At 70.8% G+C, this 14,830-nt stretch carries 14 protein-coding genes; 6 read left to right on the top strand and 8 right to left on the bottom strand.

What is annotated here, in order from left to right:
- Positions 1–11: 11 nt before the first annotated feature.
- Both RKD20_RS15550 and RKD20_RS15545 read right to left on the bottom strand, forming a co-directional pair.
- On the bottom strand, positions 12–626 hold the full coding sequence (locus tag RKD20_RS15550) for a DUF1003 domain-containing protein (RefSeq protein ID WP_424878242.1): 615 nt from the start codon (positions 624–626) through the stop codon (positions 12–14).
- A complete protein-coding gene (locus RKD20_RS15545; RefSeq protein ID WP_424878241.1) occupies positions 616–1,893 on the bottom strand; it encodes a magnesium transporter MgtE N-terminal domain-containing protein in 1,278 nt (425 codons plus the stop codon). The genes RKD20_RS15550 and RKD20_RS15545 overlap by 11 nt, the downstream gene beginning before the upstream one ends.
- Before the next feature lie 238 nt (positions 1,894–2,131).
- Between RKD20_RS15545 and RKD20_RS15540 the strand changes: the two genes are divergently transcribed.
- Complete coding sequence (locus tag RKD20_RS15540; protein ID WP_424878240.1) at positions 2,132–2,878, top strand: hypothetical protein; 747 nt, start codon at positions 2,132–2,134, stop codon at positions 2,876–2,878.
- Here the strand turns inward: RKD20_RS15540 and RKD20_RS15535 are convergent.
- Entirely contained in the window at positions 2,875–3,387 is a 513-nt protein-coding gene (locus tag RKD20_RS15535) for a hypothetical protein (protein WP_424878239.1), read from the bottom strand. The genes RKD20_RS15540 and RKD20_RS15535 overlap by 4 nt on opposite strands.
- A gap of 10 nt (positions 3,388–3,397) precedes the next feature.
- A complete protein-coding gene (locus RKD20_RS15530) occupies positions 3,398–4,516 on the bottom strand; it encodes a magnesium and cobalt transport protein CorA (protein ID WP_424878238.1) in 1,119 nt (372 codons plus the stop codon).
- Positions 4,517–5,028: 512 nt separating this feature from the next.
- On the opposite strand from RKD20_RS15530, the gene RKD20_RS15525 reads away from it, so the two are divergent.
- Positions 5,029–5,613, top strand: a complete 585-nt coding sequence (locus RKD20_RS15525) for a suppressor of fused domain protein (protein ID WP_424878237.1) — start codon at positions 5,029–5,031, stop codon at positions 5,611–5,613.
- A 41-nt stretch (positions 5,614–5,654) separates the two neighbouring features.
- Here the strand turns inward: RKD20_RS15525 and RKD20_RS15520 are convergent, their stop codons facing one another.
- Positions 5,655–6,878, bottom strand: coding sequence for an MFS transporter (locus tag RKD20_RS15520; RefSeq protein WP_424878236.1), 1,224 nt, complete (start codon positions 6,876–6,878; stop codon positions 5,655–5,657).
- 170 nt (positions 6,879–7,048) lie between these two features.
- On the opposite strand from RKD20_RS15520, the gene RKD20_RS15515 reads away from it, so the two are divergent.
- The 3 genes from RKD20_RS15515 (at position 7,049) to RKD20_RS15505 (ending at position 9,357) form a co-directional block, all read left to right on the top strand.
- Positions 7,049–7,690, top strand: a complete 642-nt coding sequence (locus RKD20_RS15515) for a DUF6758 family protein (protein ID WP_424878235.1) — start codon at positions 7,049–7,051, stop codon at positions 7,688–7,690.
- Positions 7,691–7,803: 113 nt separating this feature from the next.
- On the top strand, positions 7,804–8,661 hold the full coding sequence (locus RKD20_RS15510; protein ID WP_424878234.1) for a PHP domain-containing protein: 858 nt from the start codon (positions 7,804–7,806) through the stop codon (positions 8,659–8,661).
- A 90-nt stretch (positions 8,662–8,751) separates the two neighbouring features.
- Complete coding sequence (locus RKD20_RS15505) at positions 8,752–9,357, top strand: MarC family protein (RefSeq protein ID WP_424878233.1); 606 nt, start codon at positions 8,752–8,754, stop codon at positions 9,355–9,357.
- 102 nt (positions 9,358–9,459) lie between these two features.
- Here the strand turns inward: RKD20_RS15505 and RKD20_RS15500 are convergent, their stop codons facing one another.
- Complete coding sequence (locus tag RKD20_RS15500) at positions 9,460–9,612, bottom strand: hypothetical protein (RefSeq protein ID WP_007384531.1); 153 nt, start codon at positions 9,610–9,612, stop codon at positions 9,460–9,462.
- Positions 9,613–9,807: 195 nt separating this feature from the next.
- On the opposite strand from RKD20_RS15500, the gene RKD20_RS15495 reads away from it, so the two are divergent.
- Positions 9,808–10,701, top strand: coding sequence for an NYN domain-containing protein (locus RKD20_RS15495; protein ID WP_424878232.1), 894 nt, complete (start codon positions 9,808–9,810; stop codon positions 10,699–10,701).
- Between the two features lie 19 nt (positions 10,702–10,720).
- On the opposite strand, the gene RKD20_RS15490 is transcribed toward RKD20_RS15495, so the two are convergent.
- Entirely contained in the window at positions 10,721–11,590 is an 870-nt protein-coding gene (locus RKD20_RS15490; RefSeq protein ID WP_424878231.1) for an alpha/beta fold hydrolase, read from the bottom strand.
- Between the two features lie 242 nt (positions 11,591–11,832).
- A complete protein-coding gene (locus RKD20_RS15485; RefSeq protein WP_424878230.1) occupies positions 11,833–14,352 on the bottom strand; it encodes a DEAD/DEAH box helicase in 2,520 nt (839 codons plus the stop codon).
- Positions 14,353–14,830: the final 478 nt, after the last annotated feature.

Here is a 14,830-nt window from a genome sequence, read left to right as displayed (position 1 = left end):
CCGCACCCCCGTCAGTGGTCGTCTACGTCACGCCCGTGCGGCCGTTCTGCCGGGAATACGACATGCCCGTCGTGCTGCCGTGCCTCCAGTTCCTTCATCAGGTCCTGGAGTTCCGAGCGGATCCAGTCGCGGGTGGCCACCTCCCCGAGGCCGATCCTGAGTGAGGCGATCTCGCGGGTCAGGTACTCGGTGTCCGCGATCGACCGCTCGTTCTGCTTGCGGTCCTGTTCGAGGTTGACCCGGTCCCGGTCGTCCTGCCGGTTCTGCGCGAGCAGGATCAGCGGGGCGGCGTAGGAGGCCTGGAGGGACAGCATCAGGGTGAGGAAGATGAACGGGTAGTTGTCGAAGCGCAGTGGGCCCGGCGCGAAGATGTTCCACAGGACCCAGGCGATGATGACGACCGTCATCCAGACGATGAACCGCCCGGTGCCCAGGAAGCGGGCGATGCGCTCGGAGAGCCGTCCGAAGGCCTCCGGGTCCCATTCGGGCAGCAGCCGGCGACGCGGCGAGCGCGGCTGGTCGAGGCGGATGCGGGCACGGCCGGTCGCCGTCGCGCCGGAAGGGGTGCGCTCGCGGGCGCCGGAGGGCACACGCTCGCGGCCCGGGGTCTCGCGCTCAGGCGTCATCGTGGGCCGGCCCCTCCGCGTCGAACTCCGTCTCCCGCCAGTCCTCGGGCAGCATGTGGTCGAGGACGTCGTCCACGGTCACCGCGCCGAGCAGCGCCCCCGCCTCGTCGACCACGGGGGCCGCGACCATGTCGTACGTCGCGAAGAACCCGGCGATGACCGGCAGCGTCGCGTCCGGGGCGAGGGCCTGGAGGTCGTCGTCGACGAGTGCGCTGACGAGGGTGTACGGCGGGTCGCGCAGCAGCCGCTGGAAGTGGACGGTGCCGAGGTACTTGCCGGTCGGCGTGTCGTCGGGCGGGCGGCACACGTACACCTGGGCGGCGAGGGCGGGGGAGAGGTCGGGGTTGCGGACGCGGGCGAGCGCGTCGGCGACGGTCGCGTCCGGCCGCAGGACGATCGGCTCGGTGGTCATGAGACCGCCGGCCGTGTGCTCCTCGTAGGCCATCAGGCGCCGCATGTCGGCCGCGTCGCCCGGCTGCATCAGGCTCAGCAGCCGCTCCTGCTCCTCCGTGGGGAGCTCGGAGAGCAGGTCGGCCGCGTCGTCCGGGTCCATGGCCTCCAGGACGTCGGCGGCCCGCTCCTCCTTCAGCTTGCCGAGGATCTCGATCTGGTCGTCCTCGGGGAGCTCTTCCAGTACGTCGGCCAGGCGGTCGTCGTCGAGAGCCGCGGCCACCTCGGCGCGCCGCTTGGGGGAGAGGTGGTGCAGGACGTTGGCGAGGTCGGCCGCGCGCAGCTGCTCGAAGGTGGCCAGGAGGCTCTCGGCACCCTGTCCCTGCTCCTCCAGCGTGAAGCCGGTGACGGCGGACCACTCGACGGTCAGCGCCTCGCCCTTGCGCCTGAACGCCCCGCCCTTGCCGCCCTTGCGCACGAAGACACGGTCGATCTCCCAGTCCCGGCGGGCCGGCAGGTGGTGCACCGAAGCGTCGAGAACGGTGACCTGTTCGCCCGTCTCCACGAGTGTGACGCGCCGGTCGAGGAGTTCGCCGAAGACCAGGCGCTCGGTGGGCCGTTGCTCGAAGCGGCGGACGTTGAGCACGCCGGTGGTGATGACCTGTCCGGACTCGATGCTGGTCACCCGGGTCATGGGCAGGAAGATGCGGCGCCGGGTGGACAGTTCGACGACGAGACCGAGCACCCGTGGCGGCCTGCGCCCCACGCGCAGTACGACGACCAGATCGCGCACGCGGCCCACCTGGTCGCCGTTGGGATCGAAGACGGCGACGCCCGCGAGATGCGAGACGAAGATCCGGGGGGCTCCCGCTGCCATGGCTGTGCTTCCTTTGCCTACGAGGCTGTGTACGAGGCCGCGTACGGGGGTGCGTACGGGGTGTTTCGTTCGTCGTTCGTTGTCCGGATTGCCCGCTCGGGAGGGCTTAAGGCTAGCCCGTACCGATCGGATACGCCCTGGTGAGGCGTCCGGACGGTCTGGCTCCGCCCGGGGCCCGGAGCCCCGGTACGCTGCCGTACGCCGCTGAAGGACCCTCGTCGGAAAGGCAGCCCCACCTGTGACCGCGATTCCCCAGGGCCGAACCCGCAGGACCGTTGTGGTGGGCGCGATGTGCGCCCTGGTCGTGACGGGAACGGGCCTGACGGGCTGCAGCGAGGACCCCGACGCCGGCACCAACGGGGTCGGCAAACTGCCCGCCGCCCAGATCCAGTCGAAGACGCGAGCGGCCGCCGAGTCCGCCCACGCGCTGCGCCTGGCGGGGAACGTGGTCACCAGCGGGCGCACGTACAAACTCGACATGCGCCTGAACTCCGAGGGCGGCTCGGGTTCGGTCACCGCGGAGGGAACCACCTTCCAGCTGCTGCGGATCGGCGAGGAGCTGTATCTGAAGGCCGGCGCGGACTTCTGGACGCAGGCCGACGGCAAGGGCGACGACTCGGACGCGGCCGCCGACAAGCTCGACGGCAAGTACGTGAAGGTGCCGTCGGGCGACCCGGCGTACAAGAAGTTCAGCGGTTTCACGGACAAGGGCGTTCTCCTCGACGGACTTCTGACGCTGCACGGCAGCCTGGACACCGACGGCCACCACGAGCAGGCGGGTACCCGCACGATCCGCATCACGGGTGACAAGGGCGACGGCGGCACGCTGGACGTCTCCCTGGAGGGTCAGCCCTACCCCCTGCGCCTGGCCCGGGCGGGCGGCGCGGGCACCCTGACCTTCTCGGCCTGGGGCAAGAACTTCCCCCTGACCGAGCCGGAGAAGGACGAGACCGTGGACTACGGCAAGCAGCTGCCGACGTCCTAGCCGCGTTTGCGGCGCTTCATGAGCAGCCGGGGAAGCCCGGCCGGGATCGGCTCGCGCGTGGTCGCCGGTGTCGGCAGCGGCGGTTCGGCGAGGTCGCCGTCGGGGAGCGCCGCCGTGACCCCGGTCGGCTCCAGCCGAATCACCCGGCACTCGCGGGACCAACGGTCCGTCATCGCCTCGCCGTCCGGGGCGTTCAGCCGCTTCCCCTTGAGCTCGCCGACCGCCGCCTGCCACGCCTCGGACCCGGGCGCCGGCTCGACGACCCTCGCCGTCCAGGAGACCAGCCGGCCCCCCTTGTCCTTGCTGCGGACGGTCACATCGGCGGTGCCCCCGTCGGTCAGCCCCGGCAGCGGCTGCTCCCCGGGCCCGTCACCGACCAGGCACGCGGCGCCCTCGTGCCACACGTGCCACAGGGCGCGGGCCGGACCGCCGGGTCCCTCGACCCAGATGAGGCCGGACTTCTTCGTGGCCTCCTCGACGAGGGCCCGGTCGAGCAGCTCACGTGTCATGAGGCCCACCCTAGAGCCAGCCGTTGCGCTTGAGGGTGCGGTGGATGCCCAGGCAGATGACACCGGTGATCGCCATGATCACCGGATAGCCGAGCTTCCAGTGGGTCTCCGGCATGTAGTCGAAGTTCATGCCGTAGACCCCGCACACCATCGTCGGGACGGCGATGATCGCGGCCCAGGAGGTGATCTTCCGCATGTCCTCGTTCTGGGCGACGGACGCCTGCGCGAGGTTGGCCTGCAGGATCGAATTGAGGAGCTCGTCGAAGCCGAGGACCTGCTCCTGGACGCGGGCGAGGTGGTCGGCGACGTCCCGGAAGTACTTCTGGATGTCGGGGTCCACGAGCCGCATCGGGCGCTCGCTGAGCAGCTGCATGGGCCGCAGCAGCGGGGCGACGGCCCGCTTGAACTCCAGCACCTCACGCTTGAGCTGGTAGATCCGCGCCGAGTCGACACCGCGCGAGACCTTGCCGCCGCGTCCCGGCGTGAACACCTCGGTCTCCACCTCGTCGATGTCGTCCTGCACCGCGTCGGCGACCGCGACATAGCCGTCGACGACATGGTCGGCGATCGAGTGCAGCACCGCCGAGGGGCCCTTGGCGAGCAGCTCGGGGTCGTCCTGGAGGCGGTGCCGCAGCGCCCTGAGCGAGCCCTGGCCGCCGTGCCGGACCGTGATGAAGAAGTCCCGGCCGGTGAAGCACATGACCTCGCCGGTCTCGACGATCTCGCTGTTGGCGGTGAGTTCGTCGTGCTCGACGTAGTGGATGGTCTTGAAGACGGTGAACAGGGAGTCGTCGTAGCGCTCCAGCTTGGGGCGCTGGTGGGCCTGCACGGCGTCCTCGACGGCGAGCGGGTGGAGCCCGAACTCCCCGGCGATACCGGAGAATTCGGCCTCGCTCGGCTCGTGCAGGCCGATCCACACGAACCCGCCGTCGCGGCGCACCTGGCGCATCGCCTCGTGCGGGCTCAGCTGCGCGTCGGTCGCCACGCGCCGGCCGTCGCGGTAGACGGCGCAGTCGACGACGGCTGAGGGCGTCGAGGGGTCGCGTGTCGCGTCGTACGCGCCGGTGTCCTTGCGCAGCGAGGGACGCGACGGGCGCACGGCGGCACGCAGGTCACGGATCATCGACATGGCAGGCTCCTTCGTGACGGGCAACAAAGGGCCCCGGCGACGGGTGGAACTACCCGGAATGAGGACGTCCTGCAAGGGGTATCCCCGCCCTTGAGGCAGGGGAAGGGTGTTTGGCACGTCCACAAAGCGGGGAGCACCGCACCATCGCGGTGGCGGACTTCGTTACTGATTCAGCTACTGCTGGCGATCAGACAGATCAGGCAAAACGAACGAAGTGCTCTTCCGCACGAAGACGCGAACGTGAGAGGCGGCGGTTGCCGAAAGTCACAGAGCTGCATCAGCGGCCGGAAGAACGAGTGGTACTACCAGGTCGACTTCGATCCATGACAGCCCCACCTCCTCCGGCCGGTCCCTCGTAAGGGACGATCCATTCCCGCAAGGGAGTCTCACAGGCGTCGGGACTCGATACGCGACGCTTCAGCGTGCTGCCCTGACGACCGGGCCAGAGTACCAGCAGGCCGAAGTGTCAAGGCGCTGCTTTGCCCGGTACTGACGAGTTCTATGCTCGCGGCATGGCAGATGTTCTTCCTCTGGTCGAGGCCCGGTTGCGCAGCGCGCTGGGCGAGCCGGACGCGCGCGCGGCGGTCACCTTCCTCGGTACGGACCGCATCGAGGTGCTCCGCTTCACCGACGGGGACGTCGTCCGCTACGCCACCCTCGGCATGTCGGCCCAGCCGATGGGCGACCCCACCGCGATGCTCGCCGACCCCGTGAAGGGTCCGCGCGCCGAACTGCTGCTGTCCGTACGGTCAGGGCTCGCCGGCACCGACAAGGTGCTCCGCCCGCTCACCGTGCTCGCCGCGTCCCCGCAGGTCGAGGGTGTGGTCGTGGCTCCGGGCGCCTCGCTCGACGTGGGTGAACCGCTGTGGCCCGGAGCCCCGTTCACCTCGGTCCTGGTCGCCGAGCCGGGCGGTCTGGTCGAGGACCTGGAGCTCGACGAGCCCCTCGACCCGGTCCACTTCCTGCCGTTGCTCCCCATGACGCCGAACGAGGCCGCCTGGAAGCGCGTCCACGGCGCCCAGGCCCTCCAGGAGCGCTGGCTGACGAACGGGACGGACCTGAGGGATCCGTCCCGCAAGTCCGTCCCGCTGGAGTGACCCTCGCGTGAGCAAGGTCACCAAGTGGTGGCCGGAAGGCTTCAGTTGGCGAAGACGGCCACGCTGTCCTCGGTCGCGTGCCTGGGCTCCAGTTCCTTCGCCTCGTTGGTGAGCGCCTTGCGCCGTACGACGACCACGAGCGCGCCCAGCGCCGCGGTCACCGCGGCCACCACGAACGGGATGTGGATGTCGGTCCACTCCTCGATCTTCGGCGCGAAGTAGGGCGCCGCGGCCGCCGCGAACCAGCGCACGAAGTTGTAGCCCGCGCTCGCCACGGGCCGCGGGGCGTCCGACACGCCGAGCGCCAGCTCCGTGTAGACCGTGTTGTTCACGCCGATGAAGGCGCCGGACAGGATGGTGCAGACGATGGCCGTGGTGTGGTCGCCGTAGCCGAGGACGAGCACGTCGACCGCCAGCAGGACGAGCGAACCGCCGAGCACCTTCAGCGAGCCGAACCGCTCCTGCAGACGCGGCGCGGCGAACACCGAGAAGACGGCGAGCAGAACGCCCCAGGCGAAGAACACGGCGCCCGACTTGTAGGGGGTCATGTCCAGCACGAACGGCGTGAAGGCCAGCACGGTGAAGAACGTGTAGTTGTAGAAGAAGGACGAGACGGCGGCCGAGGCGAGCCCGCCGTGGCCGAGCGCCTTGAGCGGGTCGAGCAGGGACGTCTTGCGGGCCGGCTTCGGCTGCTCCTTCAGGAACACCGTGACGCACAGGAAGCCGACGGCCATCAGGAAGGCCGTACCGAAGAACGGGTAGCGCCAGCTGGCGTCGCCGAGCAGGGCGCCGAGCAGCGGGCCGCACGCCATGCCGAGGCCCAGGGCGGACTCGTACAGCAGGATCGCCGCCGCGCTGCCGCCGGCCGCCGCGCCGACGATGACGGCGAGGGCCGTGGAGACGAACAGGGCGTTGCCCAGACCCCAGCCGGCCCGGAAGCCGACCAGTTCCCCGACCGAGCCCGAGGTGCCCGCCAGCCCCGCGAAGACCACGACGAGGGCGAGGCCGAGCAGCAGGGTCTTCTTGCCGCCGATGCGGCTGGAGACGAAGCCGGTGACCAGCATCGCGATCGCGGTGATCAGGAAGTACGAGGTGAACAGGAGGGAGACCTGGCTCGCCGTGGCGTCCAGGCCCTGGGCGATCGACGGCAGGATCGGGTCCACGAGTCCGATGCCCATGAAGGCGACGACGGAGGCGCCCGCCGTCGCCCATACGGCCTTCGGCTGGCGCAGGATGCCGCCGGCTCCCGCATCGAAGGGGTCCATGGTCGGTCCTCCACTCCTTGAGATAGTTGGTATATGCACATAGTAAGTTAGGTCTGCTAATTAATGCAAACTACATCTAGTTCTGCCTGGTGAGGCCCAAGGAAGCCCGTTCCGTCCGGACGGGTGATCGTCCTTGACGTGGCGGAGAGAGGGTAGGACCGTGGGGCCCTATGAGGGGCGAACCCAGTTGCCCGAAGTGTGGTGGCCGGGTCAGGGCTCCCGGACTCTTCGCCGATTCCTGGCAGTGCGATGTGCACGGGACGGTGCATCCGTTGCAGCCCGTGATCCCGCCCAGCGTCGAGGCCCTCGATGTCGTGGTGCACCGCACGCAGGTGCCCCTATGGATGCCGTGGCCGCTGCCGGTGGGCTGGCTGTTCACGGGAGTGGCCTGCGCCGGTGACGACCGCAGCGGCGGTCGCGCCACGGCCGTGGCGTGCACGGGACCCGGACCCCTCGGGGGCGTCGGCGAACTGATTCTGGTGGCCGAGGAGCTCGGGGTCGGGCTCGGGGCGCGCTACGCGGGGATCGACGGGCCGGATCCGGGGCCGTACATGAGCGTGGAGAAGCCGCCGCAGGCGAAGGTGCTCGCCGCCGGCCGGCCGACTCCGCTGTGGCATGTCTCCGGGGCGCCGGAGGACCGGGCGGTGTTCGCGGGGGAGGCACTGGGGTTGTGGCTGTGGGCCGTGGTGTGGCCCGAGCAGTCCGGGTTGCTGATGTACGACGAACTGGTGCTGACGGATCTGCGGGACGCCGGGGCGGAAGTGGAACTGGTGCCCTGCGGGGCGTTGTCGCCGCGACTGCTGAAGCCTTGACTGTAGGGGTTGTGCCCCCGCTGCGGGTGTGACAGGGGAGCTGGAAATCCGGTTATCCTTGAGCGTCCTCTTCTGTTCCTGTTCCTGTTCCGTCAGCGTCTGGAGTTTGTGTCGTGCGTGTCGATCTGCACTGCCACTCCACCGCGTCCGACGGAACCGACACGCCCGCCGAGCTGGTGCGCAACGCCGCCGCTGCGGGACTGGACGTCGTCGCCCTCACCGATCACGACACCACCCGCGGGTACGGCGAGGCCATCGCCGCCCTGCCCGCCGGGCTGACGCTCGTCACCGGGGCCGAGCTGTCCTGCCGGATCGACGGGGTGTCCATGCACATGCTGGCCTACCTGTTCGACCCCGAGGAGCCGGAGCTGCTCGCCGAGCGGGAACTGGTGCGCGACGACCGGGTGCCCCGGGCGCGCGGCATGGTGGCCAGGCTCCAGGAGCTGGGCGTGCCGATCACCTGGGAGCAGGTGGCGCGGATCGCCGGAGACGGTTCCGTCGGACGGCCGCACGTGGCCACCGCACTCGTCGAGCTCGGGGTCGTGCCGAGCGTGGCCGACGCCTTCACGGGCGACTGGCTGGCCGACGGCGGCCGGGCCTACGTACCGAAGCACGAGACCGACCCCTTCGAGGCGATCCGGCTGGTCAAGGGCGCCGGCGGCGTCACCGTGTTCGCCCACCCGGGCGCGAGCAAGCGCGGCCGCACCGTTCCGGAGTCCGCGATCGCCGAGATGGCCGCCGTCGGCCTCGACGGCATCGAGGTCGACCACATGGACCACGACGAGGACACGCGCGTACGGCTGCGCGGGCTCGCCGCCGAACTGGGACTGCTCGTCACCGGCTCCAGCGACTACCACGGCAGCCGCAAGACGGTCGCTCTCGGCGAGTACACGACGGACCCCGAGGTGTACGGGGAGATCACGCGTCGGGCGACCGGTGCGTTCCCGGTCCCCGGTACCGGCGGAATCTGAGGCCCGACCCCGCTCCCCCTCACCCGGCGCCGCAGGCCGTACCCGTGCCCGGCTCCGTGTTCCACCCCATTCTGTAAGGCCAGTTCCGTCATGTTCGACGTCGCCGTCTTCGGCTCGCTCTTCCTCACCCTGTTCGTCATCATGGATCCCCCCGGGATCACCCCGATCTTCCTCGCGCTGACCGCCGGCCGGCCCGGCAAGGTGCAGAAGCGGATGGCCTTCCAGGCCGTCTGCGTGGCGGGCGGTGTCATCGCCGTCTTCGGTGTCCTGGGCCACCAGATCCTGGACTACCTGCATGTCTCCGTGCCCGCGCTGATGATCGCGGGCGGGCTGCTGCTCCTGCTGATCGCGCTGGACCTGCTCACCGGCAAGACCGACGAGCCGAAGCAGACCAAGGACGTCAACGTGGCGCTGGTGCCCCTGGGCATGCCGCTGCTGGCGGGTCCGGGCGCGATCGTCTCCGTCATCCTCGCCGTGCAGAAGGCCCACAGTGTCGCCACACAGGTCTCGGTGTGGACGGCGATCCTCGCCATCCACGTCGTGCTGTGGCTGGTGATGCGGTACTCCCTGCTGATCATCCGGGTCATCAAGGACGGCGGTGTCGTGCTGGTGACCCGGCTCGCGGGCATGATGCTCTCCGCGATCGCCGTGCAGCAGATCATCAACGGGATCACCCAGGTGGTGCAGGGGAGCTGAGCCCCCGGGCATGTTCCGGGCATGCGCAGAGCCCCCGCCCGGCGTCGATGCCTGGCGGGGGCTCTGAAGCTTCAGCGGTGATCCGCGTCTGTACTGGTCCGGTTATGAGGCCGAGGTGTCGGCCGGACGGATCCAGAGGCGCTGTCCTATGGCGGCGGCCTGCTGAACGATCCGGTTGACGGAGGCGGCGTCCACGACAGTGCTGTCCACGGGCGTGCCGTCGACGTCGTCGAGTCGCATGATTTCGAAGCGCATGGCTTCTCCCTTCGTCTGGTCATCCTCCTGCGGAGAATTACTGCGTACACAGATAGTCAACGGGGTGCGTGTTACAAACATTCCCTACGCTAAAGAAATTTTTCGAACGGCTAACTACTGACCGGTAAGTGAGTCTTTCGGAGACTCCTTGGGACCGGTTGTGTTCGCAGCGTGACCGCCTGGACAATGGAGGCGATGAACGACGACCTGACGCCACTGAGCGCCCGCATCGACCGCACGAACGAGCTGCTCACACGCATGCTCGCCGAGGTGGCGAAGACACCCTCGACGCATGCGATCTTCGTCGATGCGGGATACCTCTACGCGGCCGCGGGACGACTCGTCGCCGGCACCGAGGACCGTCGCGCCTTCGACCTCGACGCCGAGGGCCTGATCGAGGCCCTCATCGACCGGGCGCGGACCATCTTCGCGGACAGCAGACTGCTGAGGGTCTACTGGTACGACGGCGCGAGACGCCGTATCCACACGACGGAGCAGCAGTCCATCGCCGAACTCCCGGACGTCAAGGTCCGGTTGGGCAACCTCAACGCCAACAACCAGCAGAAGGGCGTCGACTCGCTGATCCGCTCCGACCTGGAGTCCCTGGCCCGGCACCGCGCGATCAGCGACGCGGCGCTCCTGGGCGGGGACGAGGACCTGGTCTCGGCGGTCGAGGCGGCCCAGGGGTACGGCGCCCGCGTCCACCTGTGGGGCATCGAGGCGCCGGAGGGCCGCAACCAGGCGGAGCCCCTCCTGTGGGAGGTCGACAGCCAGCGCACCCTCGACCTCGACTTCTTCAAGCCGTACGTCTCCCGGCGGACGGGTGTGCCCTACGAGGCGACGACCACCCGGCCCGCCCGTGAGGACGTCCGTTTCGTGGGCGCCCAGATCGCCGCGAAGTGGCTGGGGGAGCGAGGGCGGGCGGCGCTGCAGGAGCTGCTGCCCGGGTATCCCTACCTTCCGGGCTCGGTGGACCAGGATCTGCTGGTGGAGGCGGAGGGGCGTCTCCAGTACTCCCTGCGGGGGCAGGCGGATCTGCGGCGGGCGCTGCGGGACGGGTTCTGGGAGCACTTGCAGGGGCAGTACTGATCGCTCGCCCCCCGGCCTCTCATGGATTGACGCTGTCCCAGAAGTCGGCCAGGGCGTGGGCCGTGGGGAGGGGTTCGTCGGCGTTGGGGGAGTGGTCGGCTCCCGGAACCACCGTGCGCCGGGCGCGCAGTCGTACGGCCATGTCGTCCAGGAGGGGCACCGGCCAGGTGTCGTCCTGTGAGCCGGACAGGACGTGGAACGGCAGCGGGACGGCGGCGAGTTCGCCGACCAGGTCCGGCTCCGTGCACAACTGGTGTCCCGTCGCGAGGAGTTGGGCGGGCTTGTTGCCGAGCCAGCGGCGGCGCAGCTGTACGACGTCCCCGATGCCCTTGGCGGGCCCGCCGACCTCCTCCGGCGGGCCCATGGCCAGGATCGCGTCCCACACCTCGGTCATCGTCATCACACCGAGCGCGTCCCGCAGCAGCTTCACCCGCTGCTGCTGGGAGTCGGAGATCTGCGCCGGGCCCGAGGAGACGAGGGTGAAGGAGAGAAAGGGAGAGTGGTCGAGCAGTACGGCGGCACGCGCGATCTGACCGCCCAGGGAATGCCCGACCAGGTGCACGCGGGTGCCGATCGCGGCGGCTTGGGCGAGTACGTCCCGCGCCAACTCGCCCCGTGCGTAAGCGGATTCGTCGCTCTGCGGCCCGTCCGACTCGAACTGCCCCCGCCCGTCCACGGCCACGACCCGGTACCCGCGCGCGGTGAGCGGCTCGTGGAGCAGCGTGAAGTCCTCCTTGCTCCCCGTGAACCCGGGCAGCAGCAGCGCGATGCCCTTGGGGGTGACACCGGGGGCCACGGCCGAGTCCACGGCCGCGAACTCGCCGCGAGTGGTGCGCAGGGGGTAGGCGCGGGCGCCGGGCGGCGGGGAGAAGACGGCTCGGGTGCTCACGGGGTGAGGGTAGCGGGCGGGGGTGGTGGGGCGGTGTCGTAGGGGGCTGAGGGGGGTCCAGGGCGCCTCAGGGCGTGCCCGCAGGGGCGTCGTCGGGCGGCTGCGGGATCGTCGTGGCTTGGCGCGCAGTTCTCCGCGCCCCTGGTGGGGAGCGGCCGGGCGCCGGCTTCCACGGGCCGGCCGGTGCCGGGAACGCCGACGGCCCGGCCCCAGATGAGGGGCCGGGCCGTCGCGGTGTGGAATCAGCTGTCCGCGGGCTCCGCGGCGGCCGTCTTGCGGACCCGGCGGCGCGGTGCGGCAGCCTTCGGCTCCTGGTCCGCCTGGGCCGGGATCTCGGCGGTCACCGCGGGCTCGGCGGCCTTGCGGGTGGTACGCCGACGGGGCTTGGCCTCGACCGTGTCCGTGTCCGCGGCGGCCTCGGCGGGAGCCGCGGCGGCTGCCTTGCGGGTGCGGCGCGGCTTGGCCTCGGTGGCCTCTGCCGTGTCCACCGCGGTCTCGGCGGCGGTCGTGGTCTTGCGGGTGCGGCGCGGCTTGGTGACCGTGCCTTCCGCGGTGTCCACTGCCGCCTCGGCCGCCTCGGCCGCCTTCATGGTGCTCGCCGTCTTGCGCGTCCGCCGGGGCTTGGCCGGCTCGGCCGTCTCCGACTCCGGGACCGTCTGGGCCGGGATGTCGGCGGTCACGGCGGGCTCGGCGGCCTTGCGGGTGCGGCGGCGCGGCTTGGCTACCGTGGCCTCGGCCGTGTCCGCGGCGGCGTCGGCGGGTGCCGCGGCGGCTGCCTTGCGGGTGCGGCGCGGCTTGGCCTCGGTGGCCTCTGCCGTGTCCACCGCGGTCTCGGCGGCGGTCGTGGCGGCGGTCGTGGTCTTGCGGGTGCGGCGCGGCTTGGTGACCGTGGCCTCCGCGGTGTCCACAGCTGCTTCGGCGGCGGTCGTGGCGGCGGTCGTGGTCTTGCGGGTGCGGCGCGGCTTGGTCTCCGTGGCCTCGGCCGTGTCCGCGGCGGCGTCGGCGGCGGGTGCCGCGGCAGCCGTCTTGCGGGTGCGGCGCGGCTTCGTGGCCGGCGCCTCCGCCTCCGGAGCGGCCCCGGCGACCGGAGCGGCCGGCGTGACCGGAGCGGTCTCGACGACCGTCTCCACCGCGGCCGGCGTCTCCGCGGACTTGCGGGTCCGTCGGCGGCGCGGCTTGGCCGGGGTCTCGGTGTCGAGGGACGGGCTCCCCGCCGTCGTGACGGCCGACTCCGCGGCCTCGGTCACGGCCGGCTCGACGGCGGGCGCTGCCGTGGTCGCCGTGGCCGGCGCCGCGTCGGACGCTCCGCCGCGGGTGCGGCGACGACGGCGCGGGGTGCGGGTCGCGGTGGCGTCCTCGACCGCGGTGGCCTCGGACGGGGCGACCGCCTCGGCGGGGGCGTTCGCGTCCAGCGGGGTCCCGTTACGGGTACGACGGCGACGGCGGGGCGTACGGTCCGGACGCTCCTGGTCGGCGGAACGGGACTCGTCCCGGCCACCCCGTCCGCGACCACGGTCACGGTCACCCCGGTCACGGTCGCGGTCACCGCGGCCGCGTGCACCGCGTCCGCCCGGCTCGCCCAGGTCCTCGAGCACCTCCGCGTCGAGCCCCGCGCGCGTGCGCTCGGCCCGCGGCAGGACACCCTTGGTGCCCGCGGGGATGTTCAAGTCCTCGTAGAAGTGCGGGGAGGTGGAGTACGTCTCCGGCGGGTCGTTGAACTTGAGCTCCAGCGCCTTGTTGATCAGCTGCCAGCGCGGGATGTCGTCCCAGTCGACGAGGGTGATCGCGATGCCCTTGGCACCCGCGCGGCCGGTACGGCCGATGCGGTGCAGGTACGTCTTCTCCTCTTCGGGGCACTGGTAGTTGATGACGTGCGTCACGCCCTCGACGTCGATGCCGCGGGCGGCGACGTCGGTGCAGACCAGCACGTCCACCTTGCCGTTGCGGAAGGCGCGCAGCGCCTGCTCGCGGGCGCCCTGGCCGAGGTCGCCGTGGACCGCGCCGGCCGCGAAGCCGCGCTGCTTGAGCTGGTCGGCGAGGTCGGCCGCGGTGCGCTTGGTACGGCAGAAGACCATGACCAGTCCCCGGCCCTCGGCCTGCAGTATCCGCGCGACCATCTCGGGCTTGTCCATGTTGTGCGCCCGGTACACGTGCTGCTTGGTGTTCGCGACCGTCCTGCCCGCGTCGTCGGGCGAGGTGGCGTTGATGTGCGTGGGCTGCGACATGTAGCGCCGCGCGAGACTGATGACCGCGCCCGGCATGGTCGCCGAGAACAGCATGGTCTGGCGGCGGGCCGGCAGCAGGTTGATGATCTTCTCGACGTCGGGCAGGAAGCCCAGGTCGAGCATCTCGTCGGCCTCGTCGAGGACGAGCGCCTTGATGTGGCTGAGGTTGAGCTTCTTCTGGCCCGCGAGGTCCAGGAGCCGGCCCGGGGTGCCGATGACGACGTCGACGCCCTTCTTGAGGGCCTCGACCTGGGGCTCGTAGGCGCGGCCGCCGTAGATGGCGAGAACGCGGACGTTGCGTACCTTGCCCGCGGTCTGCAGGTCGTTGGTGACCTGCGTGCACAGCTCGCGCGTGGGGACGACGACGAGCGCCTGCGGGGCGTCGGTCAGGTCCTCGGGCTTGGCGCGGCCGGCCTCGACGTCGGCGGGGACGGTGACGCGCTCGAGGAGCGGGAGGCCGAAGCCCAGCGTCTTGCCGGTGCCGGTCTTGGCCTGGCCGATGACGTCGGAGCCCGAGAGGGCCACCGGGAGCGTCATCTCCTGGATGGGGAAGGGGGTGATGATGCCGACGGCTTCGAGGGCCTCGGCCGTCTCGGTCAGAATCCCGAGATCGCGGAAGGTCGTAGTCAGGGTGCTGCCTCTTCTGTGTGCGCGGTGCGAGGCGAGCGCGGGGGTCGTCTACCGTGCTGGGGACGTCGGCTGCCTTACGGGCTAAGCCGTATGGCACGGGACCACTGCCGACGCTCTAGCGCTCGTACCGCTGAGGGTCCCCCTCCGAACGCCGTACGCACTGTGCCGTACGGGCGAGGAGGGCTGTCGGGTCGGAGCCGATCGGGCCACCGACCGGGCATCCTCATACGTGCGGCCTGTCGAGGTACGGCACACTCACGAAGTGCCGTCGTACCAGCAGGCGCATTACCACCATACCCCGGATTCGTGCATATGCGATGGCCGATTTGGTCACGTAGTCGTCGTCACACTGATTGACCAGGGCCTTACGCCGTCCGGAGAGCGG

The organism is Streptomyces sp. SLBN-8D4 (assembly GCF_049739545.1).
GTDB lineage: Bacteria > Actinomycetota > Actinomycetes > Streptomycetales > Streptomycetaceae > Streptomyces > Streptomyces canus_C.
The sequence above is the reverse complement of the archived record's forward strand: the minus strand, read 5'-3'. Positions and strand labels throughout refer to the sequence as shown.